At 63.8% G+C, this 17295-nt stretch carries 21 protein-coding genes; 10 read left to right on the top strand and 11 right to left on the bottom strand.

The genetic code is table 11. The features are described from left to right. Positions 1-36 precede the first annotated feature (36 nt). The 3 genes from L8F45_RS13495 to L8F45_RS13485 all read left to right on the top strand — a co-directional run bounded on the left by L8F45_RS13495 (position 37) and on the right by L8F45_RS13485 (position 1780). Complete coding sequence (locus L8F45_RS13495) at positions 37-423, top strand: VOC family protein (protein WP_342358404.1); 387 nt, start codon at positions 37-39, stop codon at positions 421-423. Positions 424-480: 57 nt separating this feature from the next. Then, the gene (locus L8F45_RS13490) at positions 481-1200 is read left to right on the top strand and encodes a hypothetical protein (protein ID WP_342358403.1); all 720 of its coding nucleotides are present in this window, start codon (positions 481-483) and stop codon (positions 1198-1200) included. A 64-nt stretch (positions 1201-1264) separates the two neighbouring features. Next, the gene (locus L8F45_RS13485) at positions 1265-1780 is read left to right on the top strand and encodes a CreA family protein (RefSeq protein ID WP_425329918.1); all 516 of its coding nucleotides are present in this window, start codon (positions 1265-1267) and stop codon (positions 1778-1780) included. 9 nt (positions 1781-1789) lie between these two features. On the opposite strand, the gene L8F45_RS13480 is transcribed toward L8F45_RS13485, so the two are convergent. Continuing rightward, positions 1790-2122, bottom strand: coding sequence for a hypothetical protein (locus L8F45_RS13480; protein ID WP_342358402.1), 333 nt, complete (start codon positions 2120-2122; stop codon positions 1790-1792). Between the two features lie 330 nt (positions 2123-2452). Here L8F45_RS13480 and cysS point away from each other — a divergent pair, with 330 nt between their 5' ends. From cysS to cimA, 3 genes are all read left to right on the top strand, one after another. Next, complete coding sequence (cysS, locus tag L8F45_RS13475) at positions 2453-3931, top strand: cysteine--tRNA ligase (protein WP_342358401.1); 1479 nt, start codon at positions 2453-2455, stop codon at positions 3929-3931. 403 nt (positions 3932-4334) lie between these two features. After that, positions 4335-4835, top strand: coding sequence for a GNAT family N-acetyltransferase (locus L8F45_RS13470; protein WP_342358400.1), 501 nt, complete (start codon positions 4335-4337; stop codon positions 4833-4835). Beyond that, positions 4832-6427, top strand: a complete 1596-nt coding sequence (gene cimA / locus L8F45_RS13465; RefSeq protein WP_342358399.1) for a citramalate synthase — start codon at positions 4832-4834, stop codon at positions 6425-6427. Before L8F45_RS13470 ends, cimA begins: the two co-directional genes overlap by 4 nt. Before the next feature lie 122 nt (positions 6428-6549). Here cimA and L8F45_RS13460 read toward each other — a convergent pair whose 3' ends face one another. Then, positions 6550-6957, bottom strand: a complete 408-nt coding sequence (locus L8F45_RS13460) for a hypothetical protein (protein ID WP_342358398.1) — start codon at positions 6955-6957, stop codon at positions 6550-6552. 130 nt (positions 6958-7087) lie between these two features. Further along, a complete protein-coding gene (locus tag L8F45_RS13455; RefSeq protein ID WP_342358397.1) occupies positions 7088-7693 on the bottom strand; it encodes an LOG family protein in 606 nt (201 codons plus the stop codon). A gap of 132 nt (positions 7694-7825) precedes the next feature. On the opposite strand from L8F45_RS13455, the gene L8F45_RS13450 reads away from it, so the two are divergent. Further along, the gene (locus L8F45_RS13450; protein ID WP_342358396.1) at positions 7826-9733 is read left to right on the top strand and encodes an ABCB family ABC transporter ATP-binding protein/permease; all 1908 of its coding nucleotides are present in this window, start codon (positions 7826-7828) and stop codon (positions 9731-9733) included. A 35-nt stretch (positions 9734-9768) separates the two neighbouring features. Beyond that, entirely contained in the window at positions 9769-10464 is a 696-nt protein-coding gene (locus L8F45_RS13445) for a phosphatidylserine decarboxylase (protein WP_342358395.1), read from the top strand. An 8-nt stretch (positions 10465-10472) separates the two neighbouring features. On the opposite strand, the gene yacG is transcribed toward L8F45_RS13445, so the two are convergent. Genes yacG through infA form a run of 3 tightly spaced genes read right to left on the bottom strand, consistent with a single transcriptional unit; the run spans position 10473 to position 11581 of the window. Then, a complete protein-coding gene (gene yacG / locus L8F45_RS13440) occupies positions 10473-10685 on the bottom strand; it encodes a DNA gyrase inhibitor YacG (protein WP_342358394.1) in 213 nt (70 codons plus the stop codon). 17 nt (positions 10686-10702) lie between these two features. Then, positions 10703-11338, bottom strand: a complete 636-nt coding sequence (locus tag L8F45_RS13435) for a Maf-like protein (RefSeq protein ID WP_342358393.1) — start codon at positions 11336-11338, stop codon at positions 10703-10705. Positions 11339-11362: 24 nt separating this feature from the next. Further along, positions 11363-11581, bottom strand: a complete 219-nt coding sequence (gene infA / locus L8F45_RS13430; protein ID WP_342358392.1) for a translation initiation factor IF-1 — start codon at positions 11579-11581, stop codon at positions 11363-11365. Between the two features lie 105 nt (positions 11582-11686). On the opposite strand from infA, the gene L8F45_RS13425 reads away from it, so the two are divergent. Beyond that, positions 11687-12061: a hypothetical protein gene (locus tag L8F45_RS13425; protein ID WP_342358391.1), complete on the top strand. Its 375-nt coding sequence runs from the start codon at positions 11687-11689 to the stop codon at positions 12059-12061. 37 nt (positions 12062-12098) lie between these two features. On the opposite strand, the gene L8F45_RS13420 is transcribed toward L8F45_RS13425, so the two are convergent. The 4 genes from L8F45_RS13420 to L8F45_RS13405 all read right to left on the bottom strand — a co-directional run bounded on the left by L8F45_RS13420 (position 12099) and on the right by L8F45_RS13405 (position 15262). Further along, positions 12099-13124 (bottom strand): SAM-dependent methyltransferase, encoded by a 1026-nt coding sequence (locus tag L8F45_RS13420; RefSeq protein ID WP_342358390.1) that lies wholly within the window; start codon positions 13122-13124, stop codon positions 12099-12101. Next, complete coding sequence (locus L8F45_RS13415) at positions 13121-13939, bottom strand: DUF1295 domain-containing protein (protein ID WP_342358389.1); 819 nt, start codon at positions 13937-13939, stop codon at positions 13121-13123. Before L8F45_RS13415 ends, L8F45_RS13420 begins: the two co-directional genes overlap by 4 nt. 10 nt (positions 13940-13949) lie before the next feature. Then, the gene (locus L8F45_RS13410; protein WP_342358388.1) at positions 13950-14324 is read right to left on the bottom strand and encodes a DUF2147 domain-containing protein; all 375 of its coding nucleotides are present in this window, start codon (positions 14322-14324) and stop codon (positions 13950-13952) included. Between the two features lie 95 nt (positions 14325-14419). Then, positions 14420-15262: a CDP-alcohol phosphatidyltransferase family protein gene (locus L8F45_RS13405; RefSeq protein ID WP_342358387.1), complete on the bottom strand. Its 843-nt coding sequence runs from the start codon at positions 15260-15262 to the stop codon at positions 14420-14422. A gap of 167 nt (positions 15263-15429) precedes the next feature. Between L8F45_RS13405 and L8F45_RS13400 the strand changes: the two genes are divergently transcribed. After that, positions 15430-16404, top strand: coding sequence for a Bug family tripartite tricarboxylate transporter substrate binding protein (locus L8F45_RS13400; RefSeq protein WP_342358386.1), 975 nt, complete (start codon positions 15430-15432; stop codon positions 16402-16404). Positions 16405-16419: 15 nt separating this feature from the next. Here L8F45_RS13400 and L8F45_RS13395 read toward each other — a convergent pair whose 3' ends face one another. Beyond that, positions 16420-17241 carry a helix-turn-helix domain-containing protein gene (locus L8F45_RS13395; RefSeq protein ID WP_342358385.1) on the bottom strand — a complete coding sequence of 274 codons (822 nt, stop codon included), beginning with the start codon at positions 17239-17241 and terminating at the stop codon, positions 16420-16422. Between the last annotated feature and the right edge of the window lie 54 nt (positions 17242-17295).

Here is a 17295-nt window from a genome sequence, read left to right as displayed (position 1 = left end):
GCTTGATCAATCTCCCGCAAACAGCGGGAGGCGAATATGTTCAGCCACACGACGATAGGCGCGGCCAGCATCGCGAGCGCCAAGGAATTCTATAATGCGGCGCTTGCGCCGCTTGGCGTTGATCTCAAGATGGATGTGAAGGGCGCGCTGGGCTACGGGCCGGTCGATCAGCGCCAGCCGCAATTTTTCGTCGTGAAGCCCTTCAACGGCGAGCAGATGAGTCCGGGCAACGGGGCCATGGTCGCCTTCAACGCTGGCTCGCGCGCCATGGTCGATGGCTTCCATGCGGCTGTGCTCAAGGCCGGCGGAACATGCGAGGGGCCGCCGGGCCTCCGGCCGCACTATCACAAGAATTATTACGGGGCCTATGTCCGCGACCCCGACGGCAACAAGCTCTGCGCCGTCTGCCATTTGCCGGAATGAGCCCGGCCGGGATACACGGAGGCTGAACGAGTTACGGCGGCGGGGAGCACGGCGTCCATGATCGATATGTTGGCCTGCGTCGAGACGGACGGCTTCCAGCTCGAAGTCCTGCGTCGGGTTTCGCTGGCCCTGCTGGCGCTGGCGCTTGCTGTGTATGTGCTGATGAAATTGTGGGGCCGCCGCCGCTTCGGTCATGCGTCGCCGACCATCATCGAAGCCTGCCACAAGGGTTACGCCTGGTCCGACATCGATCAGGTCTATCGCGCCGCTGGCGCCGACAAACTCGCCGCCTATCGTTCGCGCCAGCTTCGCTTCGATCGCCTGTTCGCTCTGATCTACGGCGTCGCCGCGACGGTGACCGGCGTGTGGGTCTATGCTGATGGATGCCGCGGATTGGGCGAGCGCTGGTTTGCGCTGTCGCTGATCGCGATTGGTTTGCTCGCGATGATCTTCGATTGGCTCGAAGGCTCGGCGTTGCGCCGCGTGACGCTCGCCTGGCAGAAGGCGCATGACGGCGCCGAGACCGACCTTCGTCCCGAACTCGCGCTCAGCGCGTCGCGCCGCACGGTGACGAAATTCTGGTTGTTTCTTGTCGCCTTCCTGCAGGTGGTCTGGTTCCATGTGACGGCGATTTCGCCGACATGGGATCTCACGACCGCGTTGGCCTGCGGACTCATCGCCGGCGTCTTTCTCGGCAAGCCCAATCCCGATCTGCGCGAGGTCGAGATTCCCGACGCGCCGCCCGCGCCGCCGAAGGATGTCGCGCCCGCGGCGTGAACGTCCCTTGCGCCGCAGGGCTTAAGGTCCCATTTGCGCGCAGTGGGCTTCGGAGGAGGCTGCGATGACGCGATGGATGAGAACGGCGTTGTTCGCCGGCTTCGCCGCGCTTGCCGCCATGAGCGCGGCCGCGCAGGAGCCCGATGCGATCTTCAAGAAGTCGACGGTGTGGAAATTCCTGACGCCTGACGACAAACTTGCGGTCTATGGCGTCGACGACCCCGATGTCGAAGGCGTCGCATGCCATTTCACGCTGCCGGAGCGCGGCGGCTTCAAGGGCATGATCGGCGTCGCCGAACAGGTTTCGGACGTGTCATTGTCCTGCCGCCAGATCGGGCCGATCAAGTTCAAGGAGAAATTCGAGCAGGGCGCCGTGGTGTTCCGCCAGTCGCGGTCGGTGTTCTTCAAGAAAGTGCAGATCGTCCGCGGCTGCGACGCCAAGCGCAACGTGCTCGTCTATCTCGTCTACACCGACAAGCTGATCGAAGGATCGCCGCAGAACTCGACCTCATCGGTGCCGATCATGCCGTGGGGGGCGACCGGCGACGCGCCGAAATGCGGCGAGTGGATCAGCGGCTGATCTTCTGCTCTAGCCGTCGCAGGTGATGATCACCATCGTGGGCGCCGGCGCATCGGCGACCGGGGTCGCGCCCGGCCTCACCGATCCCGTCACGTCGCCCATGTCGCCGCGGCCGAAGGTCTTCGCCTTGGCGTAGCCCTTGGATTCGCACCAGGCGTCGGCGACGACGCGGCCGCAGCTCGATTTCGGACCCTGCGCCAGGCACTCGCCGACGCCATAGCCGTCATTCTCCGGCAGGATGAAGCTGCGGGGCTCTTCCGCCCGGGCGACGCTGCAGACGGCGGACAAGGCGGCCATGGCGGCGATGATGACGCTCGTTCTGAGCAACTGGGCGCGAAGCATAAGATTCTCGGTCGGGCGGGCGAAAATGACGCCCGATCAAGCCTGAAGGCGGTTAACGGAAAGTTGCCGCTAGGAAGGAATACGTGTTGTCCCCAGGCGACTCGGCGGCGATAGGTTGATGACCCGTTAACAGTCGGAAGCCGCTCCCGCCACCTGCCGGAACGGCGGGAGTGGCTTGACGGAGGCGCAGCGCGCGCGCATAGGACCGATATGACGACCGGGCTCATCAGCCTCATTTCGATTTGCAGCTAGCGCACATCGCTGGCCTGTCGTCGTTCGTCCTGATCCCCTCATGAACCGGCGCCCGGCCAGCGGCAGGGACGGGACATCATGGTCGAGCAACCGAAGCTCAGGCTCTACAACACGCTGACCCGGACGAAGGAGGAGTTCGCTCCCCTCGATCCGAAAAACGTGCGCATGTATGTCTGCGGCCCGACCGTCTATGACGACGCGCATATCGGCAACGCGCGGCCGGTGATCGTCTTCGACGTGCTGTTCCGGCTGCTGCGCCATCTCTATGGCGCGGATCACGTCACTTACGTCCGCAACATCACCGACGTCGACGACAAGATCAACACGCGCGCCTTCGAACGCTGGACGAAGAAGCGGCCGCTGACCGAGGAAATTCGCGCGCTCACTGATGGCACGATGGCGCAGTTCCACAGAGATGTGGACGGGCTTGGCGCGCTCAGGCCGACGCATGAGCCGCGCGCGACGGATTTTGTCGCGAGCGCGACGCAGCCGACCGACATGGTGCGGATCATCGAGAAGCTGATCGCGCGCGGCCACGCCTATGCGGCGGAAGGGCATGTGCTGTTTGATGTGCCGTCGATGCCGAACTATGGCCGGCTGTCGCGTCGCTCGATCGACGACATGATCGCTGGCGCGCGCGTGGATGTCGCGCCCTACAAGCGCGATCCCATGGATTTCGTGCTGTGGAAGCCGTCGAACCCCGAGACGGAGCCGGGCTGGGAGTCGCCGTGGGGCTATGGTCGGCCGGGCTGGCATATCGAATGCTCCGCCATGTCAGGCGCGCTGCTTGGCGAAACCTTCGACATCCATGCCGGCGGGCTCGATCTCATTTTTCCCCATCATGAGAACGAGATCGCGCAGACCTGCTGCGCCTTTGGCCAAGAAAATGGCCCTGTGAAGATGGCGAGCGTCTGGATGCATAACGGCTTCCTGCAGGTGGAAGGCGAGAAGATGTCGAAGTCGCTTGGCAACTTCGTGACGATCAACGAGCTGTTGACGACGGACAAGTTCGGCGGCCGCTCATGGCCGGGCGAAGTGCTGCGCCTTGCGATGCTGAAGACGCATTATCGTCAGCCGATCGACTGGACGGTAAGGGCGTTGGAGGAAAATGCCCAGATTATCGAGAATTGGTGGCGAGCTTTGGCTCCATTCCATATCGCTACCAATCCTCAGGATGCGCCCACGAAAGTCTCGAACGAGGTCATTTCCGCATTGTCTGATGACCTAAATTTTTCGCCAGCGCTGGCGCACCTGCACAGCTTGGCTTCGTCGGCGCGAGCGGGCAGCGCTATTGCTGCTACTGAACTCGCTTCGACAGTGGATTTTCTGGGTCTTCGACGGTGGGCATGGGACGCGCACGAACAGGCTCACCTTTTTAAGGCGGCCACCGATGATGCTTTCAACTTGAAAATCGAAGCATTGATGGATTCCCGTGCAGCAGCCCGCGCTGCAAAGAACTGGGCCGAATCCGACCGCATCCGCGATGAACTGCTCGCGATGGGCGTCGTGCTGAAGGACAACAAGGACGGCACGACGACATGGGAGGCGAGGCGATGATGTGTTTTGCTTCCATACACCTCCAGTTGTCATGGCCGGGCGTGGCCCGGCCATCCACGTCATTCTTTGCAACGTCGTCATCATTCGTGGATGGCCGGGCCACGCCCGGCCATGACGCGGGGAGAGGGACGCCGAAATTGCAGCATCGCTGTTGCGGTGAAAGGCGCTCCGCCGTCCCCGGTTCCCTGCAGCGAGGAGGGAGCCGAGCGGAAGGGAGACCGGAGCCCAGAGAAAGAATCCGCGCCGGCAGGCGCGCTTCTTTCATTGTTGAGTATCGTGCTCGCTCCCGCCTTCGCAAAACCGATGGTTTTGCTTCGGCGTGGCAAGTCGCTCGCGAGTCTTTCGCTGGACCCCGGACGCGGTTCCGCTGCGCTTCACCGTTCCGGGGACGGGGAGCGCGCCCATGACCGCCATCGCGCTTCGCCCCTATCTCCCCGCCGATGCGAAGGCGCTCGTCGACATCTTCCTCTCAAGCGTCGAGGAACTGACCGCCGACGACTACAGCGAAGCGCAGCGCGAAGCCTGGATGAGCGCGGCGGAAGACGAGGACGCCTTCGTCAAGCGCGTCACGCAGCATCTCACGCTGATCGCGACCGTCGATGATGAACCGGCGGCGTTCGCGTCGCTGAAGGACAATGAGCATGTCGATCATCTCTACGTGCATCCTGATTATGTCGGGCAGGGGCTTGCGACCACTTTGTTCGACGCGCTTGAAAAACTTGCGCGCAATCGCGGCGCGAAGAAAATGACGGTCGATGCGAGCGACACCGCTCTCGAATTCTTCGAGCATCGCGGCTTCGTCATGAAGCAGCGCAATTCGGTCCACCGCGCCGGCGAATGGCTCGCCAACACCAGCATGGAGAAGCCCCTCACGGCGGAAACGCCGGAACGGCGCCCGCAATGACGAAAGAGCGACTTTATCTCTTCGACACCACGCTGCGCGACGGCGCGCAGACGGCGGGCGTCGATTTCTCCCTCGACGACAAGCTCGCGGTCGCGAACCTGCTCGATGAGCTCGGTGTCGACTATGTCGAGGGCGGCTATCCCGGCGCCAATCCGCTCGACACCGATCTCTTCGCGAAGCCGCGCGAGATGAAGGCGAAGTGGACGGCGTTCGGCATGACGCGCCGGCCGGGCCGCTCCGTCGCCAACGATCCCGGCGTTGCGCAGCTCATCGACGCGAAAGCGAGCGCGATCTGTTACGTCGCGAAATCCTGGGACCTGCATGTCCGCGTCGCGCTGGAGACGACGCCCGAAGAAAATCTCGCCTCGATCCGCGACAGCGTGAAGGCCGCGACCGCGGCCGGTCGCGAGGCGCTGGTCGATTGCGAGCACTTCTTCGACGGTTACAAGAACAATCGCGATTACGCCCTGCAATGCGCGAAGGCCGCCCACGAGTCAGGCGCGCGCTGGGTCGTGCTGTGCGACACCAATGGCGGCACGCTCCCGCAGGAGGTCGAACGCATCGTGGCCGATGTCGCAACCGTCGTGTCCGGCGATCACCTCGGAATCCACGCCCATGACGATTCCGGTTGCGCGGTGGCGAACTCCCTTGCAGCGGTGCGCGCCGGCGCTCGCCAGATTCAGGGCACGCTGAATGGCCTTGGCGAGCGCTGCGGCAACGCCAATCTCGTCACGCTGATTGGCGCGCTGAAGCTCAAGTCCGAGTTGAAGGACAGATATGAAATCGGCGTCAGCGACGTGGCGCTTGGCGAACTGACGCGCGTGTCGCGCGCGCTCGATGAAATCCTCAATCGCTCGCCGAACCGCTATGCGCCCTATGTCGGCGCCAACGCCTTCGTCACCAAGACCGGCATTCATGCCTCCGCGCTCGTGAAAGACCCCACGACCTATGAGCATGTGCCGCCTGAAACGGTCGGCAATGCGCGGCGTGTGCTCGTGTCGGATCAGGCCGGCAAGTCCAATGTGCTCGCCGAATTGCATCGCATCGGCGTGAAGCTCGAAAAGAACGATCCGCGCATCGGGCGCGTGCTCGACGAGGTGAAGGAGAAGGAGGCGCAGGGCTACGCCTTCGAGGGCGCCGACGCGTCCTTCTATCTCCTGGCGCGCCGCGCGCTCGGCGAAGTCCCTGGTTTCTTCGAAGTCGAGCGCTTCAACGTGAACGTCCAGCGCCGCTACAACGCGGTCGGCCAGCTCGTGACGTTTTCAGAAGCGACGGTGAAGGTGAAGGTCGCCGGCGAGACGTTGATCTCGGCGGCCGAAGGCAGCGGCCCCGTGAACGCGCTCGATCTCGCGCTGCGCAAGGATCTCGGCAAATATCAGTCGCTGATCGAGGGGATGAGCCTTGCGGACTTCAAGGTCCGCATCTTCCAGGGCGGCTCGGATGCGGTGACGCGCGTGCTTGTTGAAAGCGTCGATGAAAGCGGCGCGCGCTGGACGACGGTCGGCGTGTCCTCGAACATCATCGACGCCTCGTTCCAGGCGCTCGTCGATTCCATCACCTACAAGCTGATCAGGGCCGGCGCGAAGGTCTGATTCGAGCGGCGCGCGTTAAGATTGAATCGACGCGCCGCTCCAGCTCTTTGTTTGTCGCAACGTTTCGCGGAAAACCGGTTCCCACTTTTCCGCACGTTGCTCCAGCGCGCCGGCGTTGCGAGTCACTCGCTGAGGCGCAGCTTGCCATCCTTGCAGACATTGACGCCGTCATTCTCAACGGTGGAATCGTCGGCGAAGGCGCCGCGCACGTCGAAGGAGCAGCCATGCTTGCCCTTGATTGGCAGCGTGGCGGATTTGCCCGGCGCCAGCGGCTTCGACAGCTTCGCGACGATGACGGGCGGCTGCGCGTCGGTGCTGAGTTCGAAAGCCTGCAGCGGCGCGGTGCGGCCGTTGGTGATGGTCACGGAAGCCGCATTGTTCTTGTCCTTGCGCGGCTTTGGCTTTGGCTTCGCCGGCTGCGCGGTCGCGTCGGGTTGGGCCGCCGGCGCGGTCTGGGTCTGCGCATGCGCACTCGCGAAAAGTCCCAGAGCAAAAGCGGCGCATACCGGCGCAACGACCGTAAACTTCATGGAGCGTCCCCTCACGTTTCGTCAAAGCCGCCCATCGCCCGGGCGGCCTTCGATGGCACAACTGCTAGCACTGAGGTCGGACCGTGGCGAGGGTGCGGCCTCGATGTGGAAAAACCGGGTCCGGCGCGAACTAAAACCGCGTAACGATTTCGGAATTCGGCGTTCCTGCTGCGGCCGTGCGCTGCGCCGCAGCGCGGAGCATCGGCAGCACGTCGATGATCTTTTCCGCCACGATCGGCTTCACCTCGTTCTCGGCGCGGATGAAGCCCGCTTCGCGCATATGCGCGAAGAGCGAGAGAAGCGGCCGCCAGAAGCCGCTGACATCTGCGATGAGGATCGGCTTTGTGTGCCGGCCGATCTGCGCCCAGGTCATCTGTTCGGCGAGTTCTTCCAGCGTGCCGACGCCGCCGGGCAGCGCGACGAACGCGTCGGCCTCATCGAACATGCGCTGCTTGCGCACATGCATGTCGGGGACGACGACAAGCTCGGTGCATTCGTTGAGCTGAACCTCCCGCTCTCTCAAAAAGCTGGGGATGATTCCAAGCACATGGCCGCCATGGGCGAGCGTGGCGCGGGCGATTTCACCCATGACGCCGGAGCCGCCGCCGCCATAGACGAGCTTCACGCCTTCCTCGGCGAGAATGCGCCCGAGTTCCCTTGCGGCCTGGGCATAGGAGGGGTCGTGGCCGGGGCTTGAGCCGCAATAGACGCAGACGGAACGAATCAGATCAGGCATGGCTCAGTGTATCGGCCGGGAGCGGATCGCGCTTGCTCCGATGCCGCCAAACCGGGCATGAGGGCGCCGCGGTCGCCTTGCCGGGTCGCCGTTCCTATATGCCTGACGCCGCCGCGCTTTTCCGAGTTCCTGATGTCCATCGCCCTCCCGCAGACAGAGACGCGCGCCGCGCCGCCGCCGAAGGGCGGGTTCCTGTCCGCCTTCCGCTCGCTCTGGCCCTATCTCTGGCCGCAGGATCGGAGCGACCTGCAGACGCGCGTGGTTGCGGCCTTCGTTCTGCTGGTCGCCGGGCGGTTGATGCTGCTGGCGATCCCTTACGCGCTGAAATGGACGACCGACGCACTCGCCGGCGGCGGCCACGGTTCGGTCGGGCTGGCCGAACTCTGGCCATGGCTGGCCGCCGCGCCGCTGGCGCTGACGCTCGCTTATGGTTTGGCCCGCGTGCTCTCCGCCGCTCTCATTCAGCTGCGCGACTCCGTCTTCGCGCCGGTGTTCATGCATGCGGTGCGGCGCCTTGCGCTCGAGACCTTCGCGCATCTGCATCGTTTGTCGTTGCGCTTCCATCTCGAACGCAAGACCGGCGGCCTGACCCGCGTGCTGGAGCGCGGCCGCAACGCCATCGAGGAGCTCGTCAGGCTCGGGCTCAACCAGCTCGTGCCCGTGATCGTCGAGTTCCTGCTGCTGATCGCGATTCTGCTCTGGCAGTTCGAATGGCGCTATGTCGTCATCCTCGTCGCCATGGTCTGCGTCTACATGTTCTTCACGGTGAAGGCGACGGACTGGCGCATCAGCATCAGACGCTCGATGAATGAGAGCGACACCGACGCCAACACCAAGGCGATCGACTCGCTGCTGAATTTCGAGACGGTGAAATATTTCGTCGCGGAGAAGCGCGAGACCGAGCGCTACGACAAGTCGGTATCGACCTATGAGAAGAACAGCATCCGCGCCTATCAGTCGCTTGCGGCGCTGAATTTCGGGCAGGCGCTGATCTTCTCGATCGGGCTGATGTTGTCGATGGCGCTCTGCGTGCAGGCGATCCGCGACGGACGTAATACGATCGGCGACTTCATCCTGATCAACGCGCTGCTGCTGCAGCTCTACCAGCCGCTCAATTTCATGGGCACGCTCTATCGCGAGATCAAGCAGGCCTCGCTCGACATCGAGGAGATGTTCACGCTGCTCGCGCGGGGGCCGGAAATTCAGGACAAGCCGGGCGCGCCCGATCTGAAGGTGAGCGAAGCGGCGGTGCGCTTCGAGAACGTCCATTTCGCCTATGTGCCGGAACGGCCGATCCTCAAGGGCGTGTCCTTCGAGGTGCCCTCGGGCAAGACGATCGCAATCGTGGGACCATCGGGCGCAGGCAAATCGACGATTTCGCGCCTGTTGTTCCGCTTCTACGAGCCGCAGGGCGGGCGCATCACGATCGACGGGCAGGACATCCGCGAGGTCACGCAGGTGTCGCTGCGCTCCGCCATCGGCATGGTCCCGCAGGACACGGTGCTGTTCAACGACAGCATCCGCTACAATGTCCGTTATGGCCGTTGGGACGCGACCGACGCGGAGGTCGAGGAGGCGGCGCGGCTGGCCCAGATCGACGGTTTCATCCGCAGTCTGCCTGAGGGCTACGAGACGTCGGTCGGCGAGCGCGGTCTGAAACTCTCGGGCGGCGAGAAGCAGCGTGTCGCGATCGCGCGCACCATCCTGAAAGGGCCGCCGATCCTTGTGCTCGACGAGGCGACATCCGCGCTCGACACCTTCACCGAACGCGAAATCCAGACAGCGCTCGATCGCGTCTCGAAGGGACGCACGACTGTCGTCATCGCGCACCGGCTCTCGACCGTCATCAACGCCGACGAGATCATCGTGCTCGATCAGGGCGTGATCGTCGAACGCGGCTCCCATGCGCAACTGCTGGCGCTGGACGGCGCCTACGCTGCGTTGTGGAACCGCCAGCGGCAGGTCGCCGAAGCCGAGGAAACCATCAAGCGTGCGCGTGACGCGGAAGCGCCGAGCGTGCGCGTTTCGCTAACTGTTTGATGCGCGCAAGCGCGCTGAATTGAACTGAGGGAAACATGTCCGTCATCGACTCGATCCGCAAGCAGATCGTTCCGATCCATCACGAAGGCTACATCTTCATCCTGGCGTTCGCGGTGGCGACGGCGATCCTGTCTTACATCTGGCAGCCGCTGGGATGGATCGGATTCATCCTGACGATGTGGTGCTGCTATTTCTTCCGCGATCCCGCGCGCACGACGCCGATGGCGGAAGGGCTGGTGATCTCGCCAGCCGATGGCCGCGTGTCGATGATCGCGTCCGCTGTTCCGCCGCCGGAGCTTGGTCTCTCCGATCTGCCGATGACGCGCATCTCGGTGTTCATGAACGTGTTCGACTGCCATGTGAATCGCGCGCCGGTTCCCGGCCGGATCGAGAAGATCGCCTATCGTCCCGGCCTCTTTCTCAACGCCGATCTCGACAAGGCGTCTGATGACAATGAGCGTTCCTCGATGATCATCGAGAGCAACGGCCAGCGCTTCGGCATCGTGCAGATCGCGGGCCTCATCGCGCGCCGCATCGTCTCCTTCACGCGCGAAGGCGAAACGCTGCTGGCGGGCGAGCGCTACGGCCTCATCAGATTCGGTTCGCGCGTCGATGTCTATTTGCCGGAAGGCGTGACGCCGCTCGTTGGTCTCGGTCAGACTTGCGTCGCCGGCGAGACCGTTATCGCCGATGCGCGCCCGGCCGCGACGCGGACTTATCGCACCCACTGATCGCACCGCTAATCCCGGCGCGGCTGTATCTCCGCGGCGTCCTCGCCATCTTCATCATCATTCTCCGTGACGGGGATGGCGTAGGAGCCCTTCAGCCAGCGATTGAGATCGACGTCGGCGCAGCGCTTCGAACAGAAGGGACGGAAGCGCGCGTCACGCGGCTTGCCGCAGATCGGGCAGGCCTTCGCGGCGTCGGTCGTGGTTGAAGCGTTGTCGTTCATTTGAGGCGCAGTCCGCGTCACGCGGCGTTCAGCCAGTTGAAATGGACGGGGAAACCTTCGCCGCCCAAGAGCGTCATGGTCTCGTTGAGCGGCAGCCCAACGACCGACGAATAGGAGCCGACGATCTTCTGCGCGAAGGCGCCGGCGAGGCCCTGAATGGCGTAGCCTCCCGCCTTGCCGCGCCATTCGCCTGACGCGAGATAGGATTCGATATCGTCCTTAGACAGCCGCTTGAAGCGGATGCGGGTCTCGACGAGCTTCTGCCTGAGCTTGTTCTCGGGCGTCACCAGCGCGATGGCGGTGTAGACCCGATGCGAGCGGCCGGAGAGCAGGCGCAGGCATTGCGCGGCCTGATCGACCAGATCGGGTTTCGGCAGAATGCGTCCCACGGCCCAGACGACGGTGTCGGCGGCAAGCACGAAGCTCTTTTCCAGTTCGCTCGTCCTGGCGGCCACGGCCGCGGCGGCGAGCGCCTTTTCGCGGGCGAGGCGAACCGCGTGCGGCCGACCCTTCTCGCCCTTGAGGGGCGTTTCATCGAGGTCGGCGGGGAGCAGCGCGTCGGGCTTGAGGCCGATCTGTTCGAGAAGCGCCAGGCGGCGCGGCGAGCCGGAAGCGAGGATCAGCTTGGGTCGCCAGGAGCCGGAATGGGCCAAGGTCAGGCGCTCGAATCGCGGAAATTATTTGAAACGATAGGTGATGCGACCCTTGGTCAGGTCATAGGGCGTCATCTCGACCAGCACCTTGTCGCCGGCCAGCACGCGGATCTTGTTCTTGCGCATCTTTCCGGCCGTATGCGCGGTGATTTCGTGATCGTTTTCAAGCTTTACCCGGAACATGGCGTTGGGCAGCAATTCCGACACCGTGCCGGGAAATTCGAGAAGTTCTTCTTTGGACATGCTCATCCTTTACAAAGGTCGCGGAAGGGCGGTTCAGTAGCGGAATCCGCCCGGTTTGGGAACAGGCGGGCCGCCCTTTACATTGGGGGCCCGCAGGAGAGTTCAATGCGCAACGCCCGACAGGCCGCCTCTGACGCGGCGCAGGACTGGATGACGTCTTTCTGGTCGGCCGCATCGAGCGCGCAGGCCGCCGCGGTGACCATTGCGCTGCGAACGCCGATTCTGATTCAGGCCGCCTGCGACCCTTTCGCCTGGCCGGCGCGGCGCGAGGCGTTGCGCGCCACGACAGAGAAATGGGAGGCGGGCATGGAAGGCGCCATCGCCGCCTTCGGCGCGACGGCGAAGCTCTGGACCCATCTCGCACTGCAGCCGGGCGACATTGGCAGCTTCGCCTCGGGCCTGAACGCTGTGGCGGACGCCGCGACGCGTCCGGCCTATGCGCGCGTGAGGAAGAATGCGCGCCGCCTGTCGCGCGGTTGAGCCTGCGGCGCCTTCGCACATCGAATGACGAGAGCGCTCAACTCTGCGGTCGGAGCCGATAATGGCTCGCGCCCCAGGCGTTTCCATTATCGTTTCCAAACAGACCTTCCGTTGCGAGGAAGAACAGCCGCCATCGGCGCATGAATAGCGGAGCCTCTTCGCCATAGATCTCGTCAAATATCCGCCTGGTCTCCGCCGCGGCGCGATCGAAATTCTCGAGCCAGTGCCGGGCGGTGCGCGCATAATGCGTTCCGCTCCAACGCCATTCCTCTTCGACTGCAAACAGATCGCTGAAGCTTCGGATCAGCGAGTGGCTCGGCATGATGCCGCCGGTGAAGAAGTGCTGGCCGATCCAGTCGTCTGAATCGCCTTGGGAAAAGAGATAGGCGGTCGAGCGATGCGCGAAGATATGGATGAACAGGAGGCCATCGGGCGCGATCCAGCTCCTCACGCGCGTCAGCAGGGCGCGCCAGTTCGACATATGCTCGAACATCTCCACGGAGACGACGCGGTCGAATGTCTGTGTTGGCGCGAAGTCGTTGATGTCGGCGGTGATGACGGTGAGATTCTGAAATCCGCGACGCGCCGCCTCCGCTTCGATATAGGCGCGCTGGGAGTGGGAGTTTGAAACAGCGGTGATGCTGGCTTTCGGCAGCCTCTCCGCCATCCAGAGCGATAGCGAACCCCATCCACAGCCAAGCTCCAGAATGCTTTGACCGTCGTGCAAATCAGCGTGGGCGGCGGTTTCCGCGAGCGCGCATTCCTCCGCTTCGGCGAGCGAGGCGTCCGGCCGCACATAGAGGCACGATGAATATTTCCGCCGCGGCCCAAGCACCCTGGCGAAGAATGCCGCAGGAATTTCGTAATGCTGCGCATTGGCTTCGGCCGTGTTGATCGCGATTGGCCGCTTGTCGAGTTCGGCGATGAAAGCCTCATCGGAAAAATCGGCGACAGCCAGTTGTCGTCTGGTGCGGCCGACGAGAAAATTGACGCCGGCGCGCGTGATGGGGTCTGCGATCGGCAGGCGTTCGACGGCTTTCGTGGCGAGCGAGACGAGACTCATCGCGAATTCCTTGCACGGGGAGGAAGAGGAAAGAAGGCGCTCGTGCGCGCCTGATAGGCGCGATAGGCGTCGCCGCGCGACACAAGCATGTGCTGTTCGAGCGGCGGGACGCCGGAAACATTGACGAGGAAATAGTAGATGGCGATCGGCGCAAGCAGCGCGAGCCACGACCACGCGCCGCTTCCCGCCTGAATCGCAATCACGGGATAGGCGAACCAGCCCAACCATTCGAAGAAGTAATTGGGATGGCGCGACCAGGCCCAAAGGCCTCTGTCGCAGACCATGCCGCGATTATCGGGGTCGCGACCAAAATTCTTGAGTTGGAAATCAGCGGCCGCTTCGCCTGCGATGGCGAGGATCCCGATCGCAGCGCCTGCGAAATCCTGAAAGGTCAGACGCTCCGGCGTCGCGCGCGAAGCGAGCAGCACGGCGAGGAGGAGCGGCGCGCCGCCCAGAGCCTGCGCCTGCAGGAACAGGAACATCCTGACGCTGGCGCGATCGCCCCATTCCCGATGGAGTTTCACGTAGCGCGGATCATCCGCGCCTCCCTTCAATCTGCTGGCGATGTGAAATCCGAGGCGCAGCGCCCAGATAATCGCGAGCGCTGCGACAAGCGCTTGCCGCGCGAAGAGAGCGTCCGGCGCAGGCGCCAGAGCAAGGGCGGCCGCGATGGCGCCGACGCCGAAAGTCCAGAACACATCAGCCCAGCCGAATTTGCCGGTGGCGCGCTGCGCCAGCGTGGCGGACTCCATGACGATGCAAAGCGCGATGACAGCGAGAAGCAGGGCGAGCGCGGCGTTCACCAGCGACACCATACGAAGGCTGCTATCGCGCGCGCCGCCAGCTCGCGGATTTGCAGAACAGCCCGCCAAGCACGCAGCCGCTCGACGTCATAGCCGACGCGTCGCCCTTCAGCGTGATGCTCATTTTGAGCTTGCGCTGGGGGTCATAGGCGGAGCCGGTCCAGCCGTCGGCCGTTTGCGAGACTTTCAGGATCAGCTGATCGCCAACCTTTTCACCGGAATTGGGGTCGCGGATCCAGGTGTTTACGACACAGATGGAAGCGCCGCAGTTGCGGATTTTGACCCGCGAAGCGCCGTCCTGACGCGCCCAGTCGCCGAAAATCCAGCTTGAGCCGGCCGAGGTCGGCGTCGTCGCCAATGTCGGCAGAATGGCGAGGGGAGCGAACGCTTTGCGCATGGGACGGCCGCGAACGAAAGGGAGGCGCGAAAGCTCGCGCCTCAGCCTTTACCCGCGAGACCCGCCCTCGGATGCAAGCCGGCTCGACGTCTTGCTCAGGCCGCCGCTGTGGGCTCGGTGGGGGCGCTCGCCGCCTTGGCGGCCTCATATTCCGCCGCCAGCCTGCGATAGCGCGAGACGCCCCATGGGATCGCGGCGAGATACCCGAGCGTCATCAGCGTCAGCACGATGAAGGGGAAGCTGACCAACAGAACAACGAAGACCACGATCACGATCAGGAAGGGTAGCACCATGTCGCGCGGCACCTGCTGGCCGAAGGATTTCGCGGCGTAGGTCGGCACCCGGCTGACCATCATGCCGGCGATGGCGAGCAGATAGATCATTTCGAGTGTGAGCAGGCCGGGAAAGCGCGGCATGCCGATGAGATGGAGATAGATCGGCAGCATGCCGCACAAAGCGCCGGCGGGCGCCGGAATGCCGGTGAAGAACTCTTTGGTGAAGGGCGGGCGATCGGGATCGTCCAGCATCACATTGAAGCGCGCGAGCCTCAGCGCCATCGCCATGGCGAATAGCAGCACGGCGATCCAGCCGAAATTGCCGTAGCCGTTGAACGAGAAGAAATAGAGCATCAGCGCCGGCACGCAGCCGAAGTTCACGAAGTCGCAGAGCGAATCGAGCTCGGCGCCGAATTTCGACGTGCCCTTGAGCATCCGCGCCACGCGACCGTCGACCGCGTCGAGGATGGCTGCAAGCACCACCGCGCCAACCGCCCATTCGAGCTTGCCTTCCATCGACAGCCGCACGGCTGTGAGCCCCGAACAGATCGCGAGCAGCGTGATCATGTTCGGGATCAGGATGCGGAACGGCACCTTCGGGAAGCGGCGCAGCCGGCCGGCGGGCGGCGCTTCGTCAGGGGGAAGGAACTCGTCTGTGCTCATGGGTCCGAAATTACCGTAGGGCGCGCAGGCGTGGCTACCAGTTTCGGCCTTCGGCGTCAGTCCCCGGCTTCATCGTACGGGCGCCGGCGCCTTGGCGGCCTGCCGGACGCCGGCTAGCCTTGGGTCAAGAGCCTGCAATGGAAAGCGGGCCGGAACGAGGAAACGCCATGCCGATCGATCGACGCCTGTTCGCGGGCGCTGTTGCAGGACTTGTCGCCGCCCCGGCTGTCGTGCGCGCGGAGCCTTTCCCCTCGAAACAGGTCAAGCTGATCGTGCCGTTCCCGGCGGGCGGGGCGACGGACATTGTTGGCCGGACCCTTGCCGAGGAATGGGGCAAGCTGTGGAAGACGACGGTCATCGTCGAGAACAGGCCGGGCGCCGGCAGCAATCTCGGCAGCGCCGCGGTGGCGCGCTCGGAGCCTGACGGTCACACGTTGCTGGTGACCGCGATCACCGCGACCATCAATCCGCATATCTACAAGCAGATGGAATATAACCCGGTGACTGATCTCGCGCCGGTGACGCTCTGCATCCAGCTTGCGAATCTCATGACGGTGCCGAATTCCTCGCCTGCGAAAACGGTGCAGGAATTCATCGCGCATGCGAAAGCGAATGCGGGCAAGCTGACTTTCGCGTCATCCGGAACCGGCACGTCGATCCATCTCTGCGGCGAACTGTTCAAGAAGCTGACCAACATCGAGATGACGCATGTGCCCTATCGCGGATCGGCGCTGGCGATCAGCGATCTCATCACCGGCCGCGTCGATGTGATGTTCGACAATATCCCCTTCATGCTGCCGCAGGCGCAGGGCGGGCAGGTGAGGGGCCTTGCGGTCACGACGAAGCAGCGCGTGCTTGCGGCGCTTGATTTTCCGACTATCGATGAGTCCGGCGTGCCCGGTTTTGACGTGACCTCCTGGTTTGGCGTCACCGCGCCAGCGAAGACGCCGCCTGACATCATCGCCAAGATCAACGCCGACACGGTGAGCGCATTCAATCAGCCGGAGATTCGCCAGAAATTCGAGAAGCTCGGCGCGCGCGTCACGACCACGACGCCGGGTGAATTCGGCCAGTTCATCCGCAGCGAGACGGAGAAGTGGGGCAAAGTGGTGAAGGACGCCGGCGTGAAGATGGAGGGATAGTCCGCCAATCTTGCGTCAGCTCTTCTGCGCGCTCATGCGGCGGAGAATGTCGCCCGTCGCCTGGTCCGCCGGAAAGAACGCCTCGATCGCGATTTCCGACAGTGTGATGTCCACAGGCGTGCCGAACACCGTGATCGTGCTGAAGAAGGACATGATCCCTGCGTCCGACTTGAGCTGAAGCGGCACCGCGATGGCGCTGACCTCGCGCGCGCCATGACGCTCGCGTGGCGCCGGATAGGACGACAGCTCTTCAAGCAGCGCGCTGAGCACAGCGTCGCCCGTGGTTTCGATCTGTCGCTTCAGTCGCGCGAGCAGATGAGCGCGCCATTCGCCGAGATTGGCGATGCGCGGCGCAAGCCCCTTCGGATGCAGGCTGACGCGCAGCACATTGATCGGCGGCTTCACCAGCTCCTCATCGACGCCCGCCATCAGCATCAGCGCCGGCGTATTCGCCGAAGAAAGAAGCCAGTGCCGATCGACGGCGATCGCGGGGTAGGGTTCGTGGCCCTTCAACACCAGTTCGACGGCGTCGCGCGCCGCGGTCAGCGCCGGGTCCAACAGCGAGCGTTCGGCGAAGACAGGCGCGAAGCCCGCCGCGGTCAAAAGCACATTTCGATCGCGCAAGGGCACCTCCAGTTGCTCGGCGAGATGAAGCAGCATCTCCCGGCTCGGTTGGGCGCGGCCAGTCTCCATGAAGCTGAGATGTCGCGACGAGATGTCGGCCTCCAGCGCGAGGTCGAGCTGGCTGAGGCGCCGGCGTTGCCGCCATTCGCGCAGGAGATGGCCGACAGGCGGAACGGCGCTGGCGGCGTTGGGAGAGGCGAGAGTCGTGATCATGCCGCAACGATAGGCAGGACGGCGGCGCGATCCAATGACCTTCGAGGTAATCGA

Origin of the sequence: Terrirubrum flagellatum (assembly GCF_022059845.1) — a bacterium.
Taxonomy (GTDB): domain Bacteria; phylum Pseudomonadota; class Alphaproteobacteria; order Rhizobiales; family Beijerinckiaceae; genus Terrirubrum; species Terrirubrum flagellatum.
This window is presented reverse-complemented; position numbering and strand designations above follow the sequence as displayed.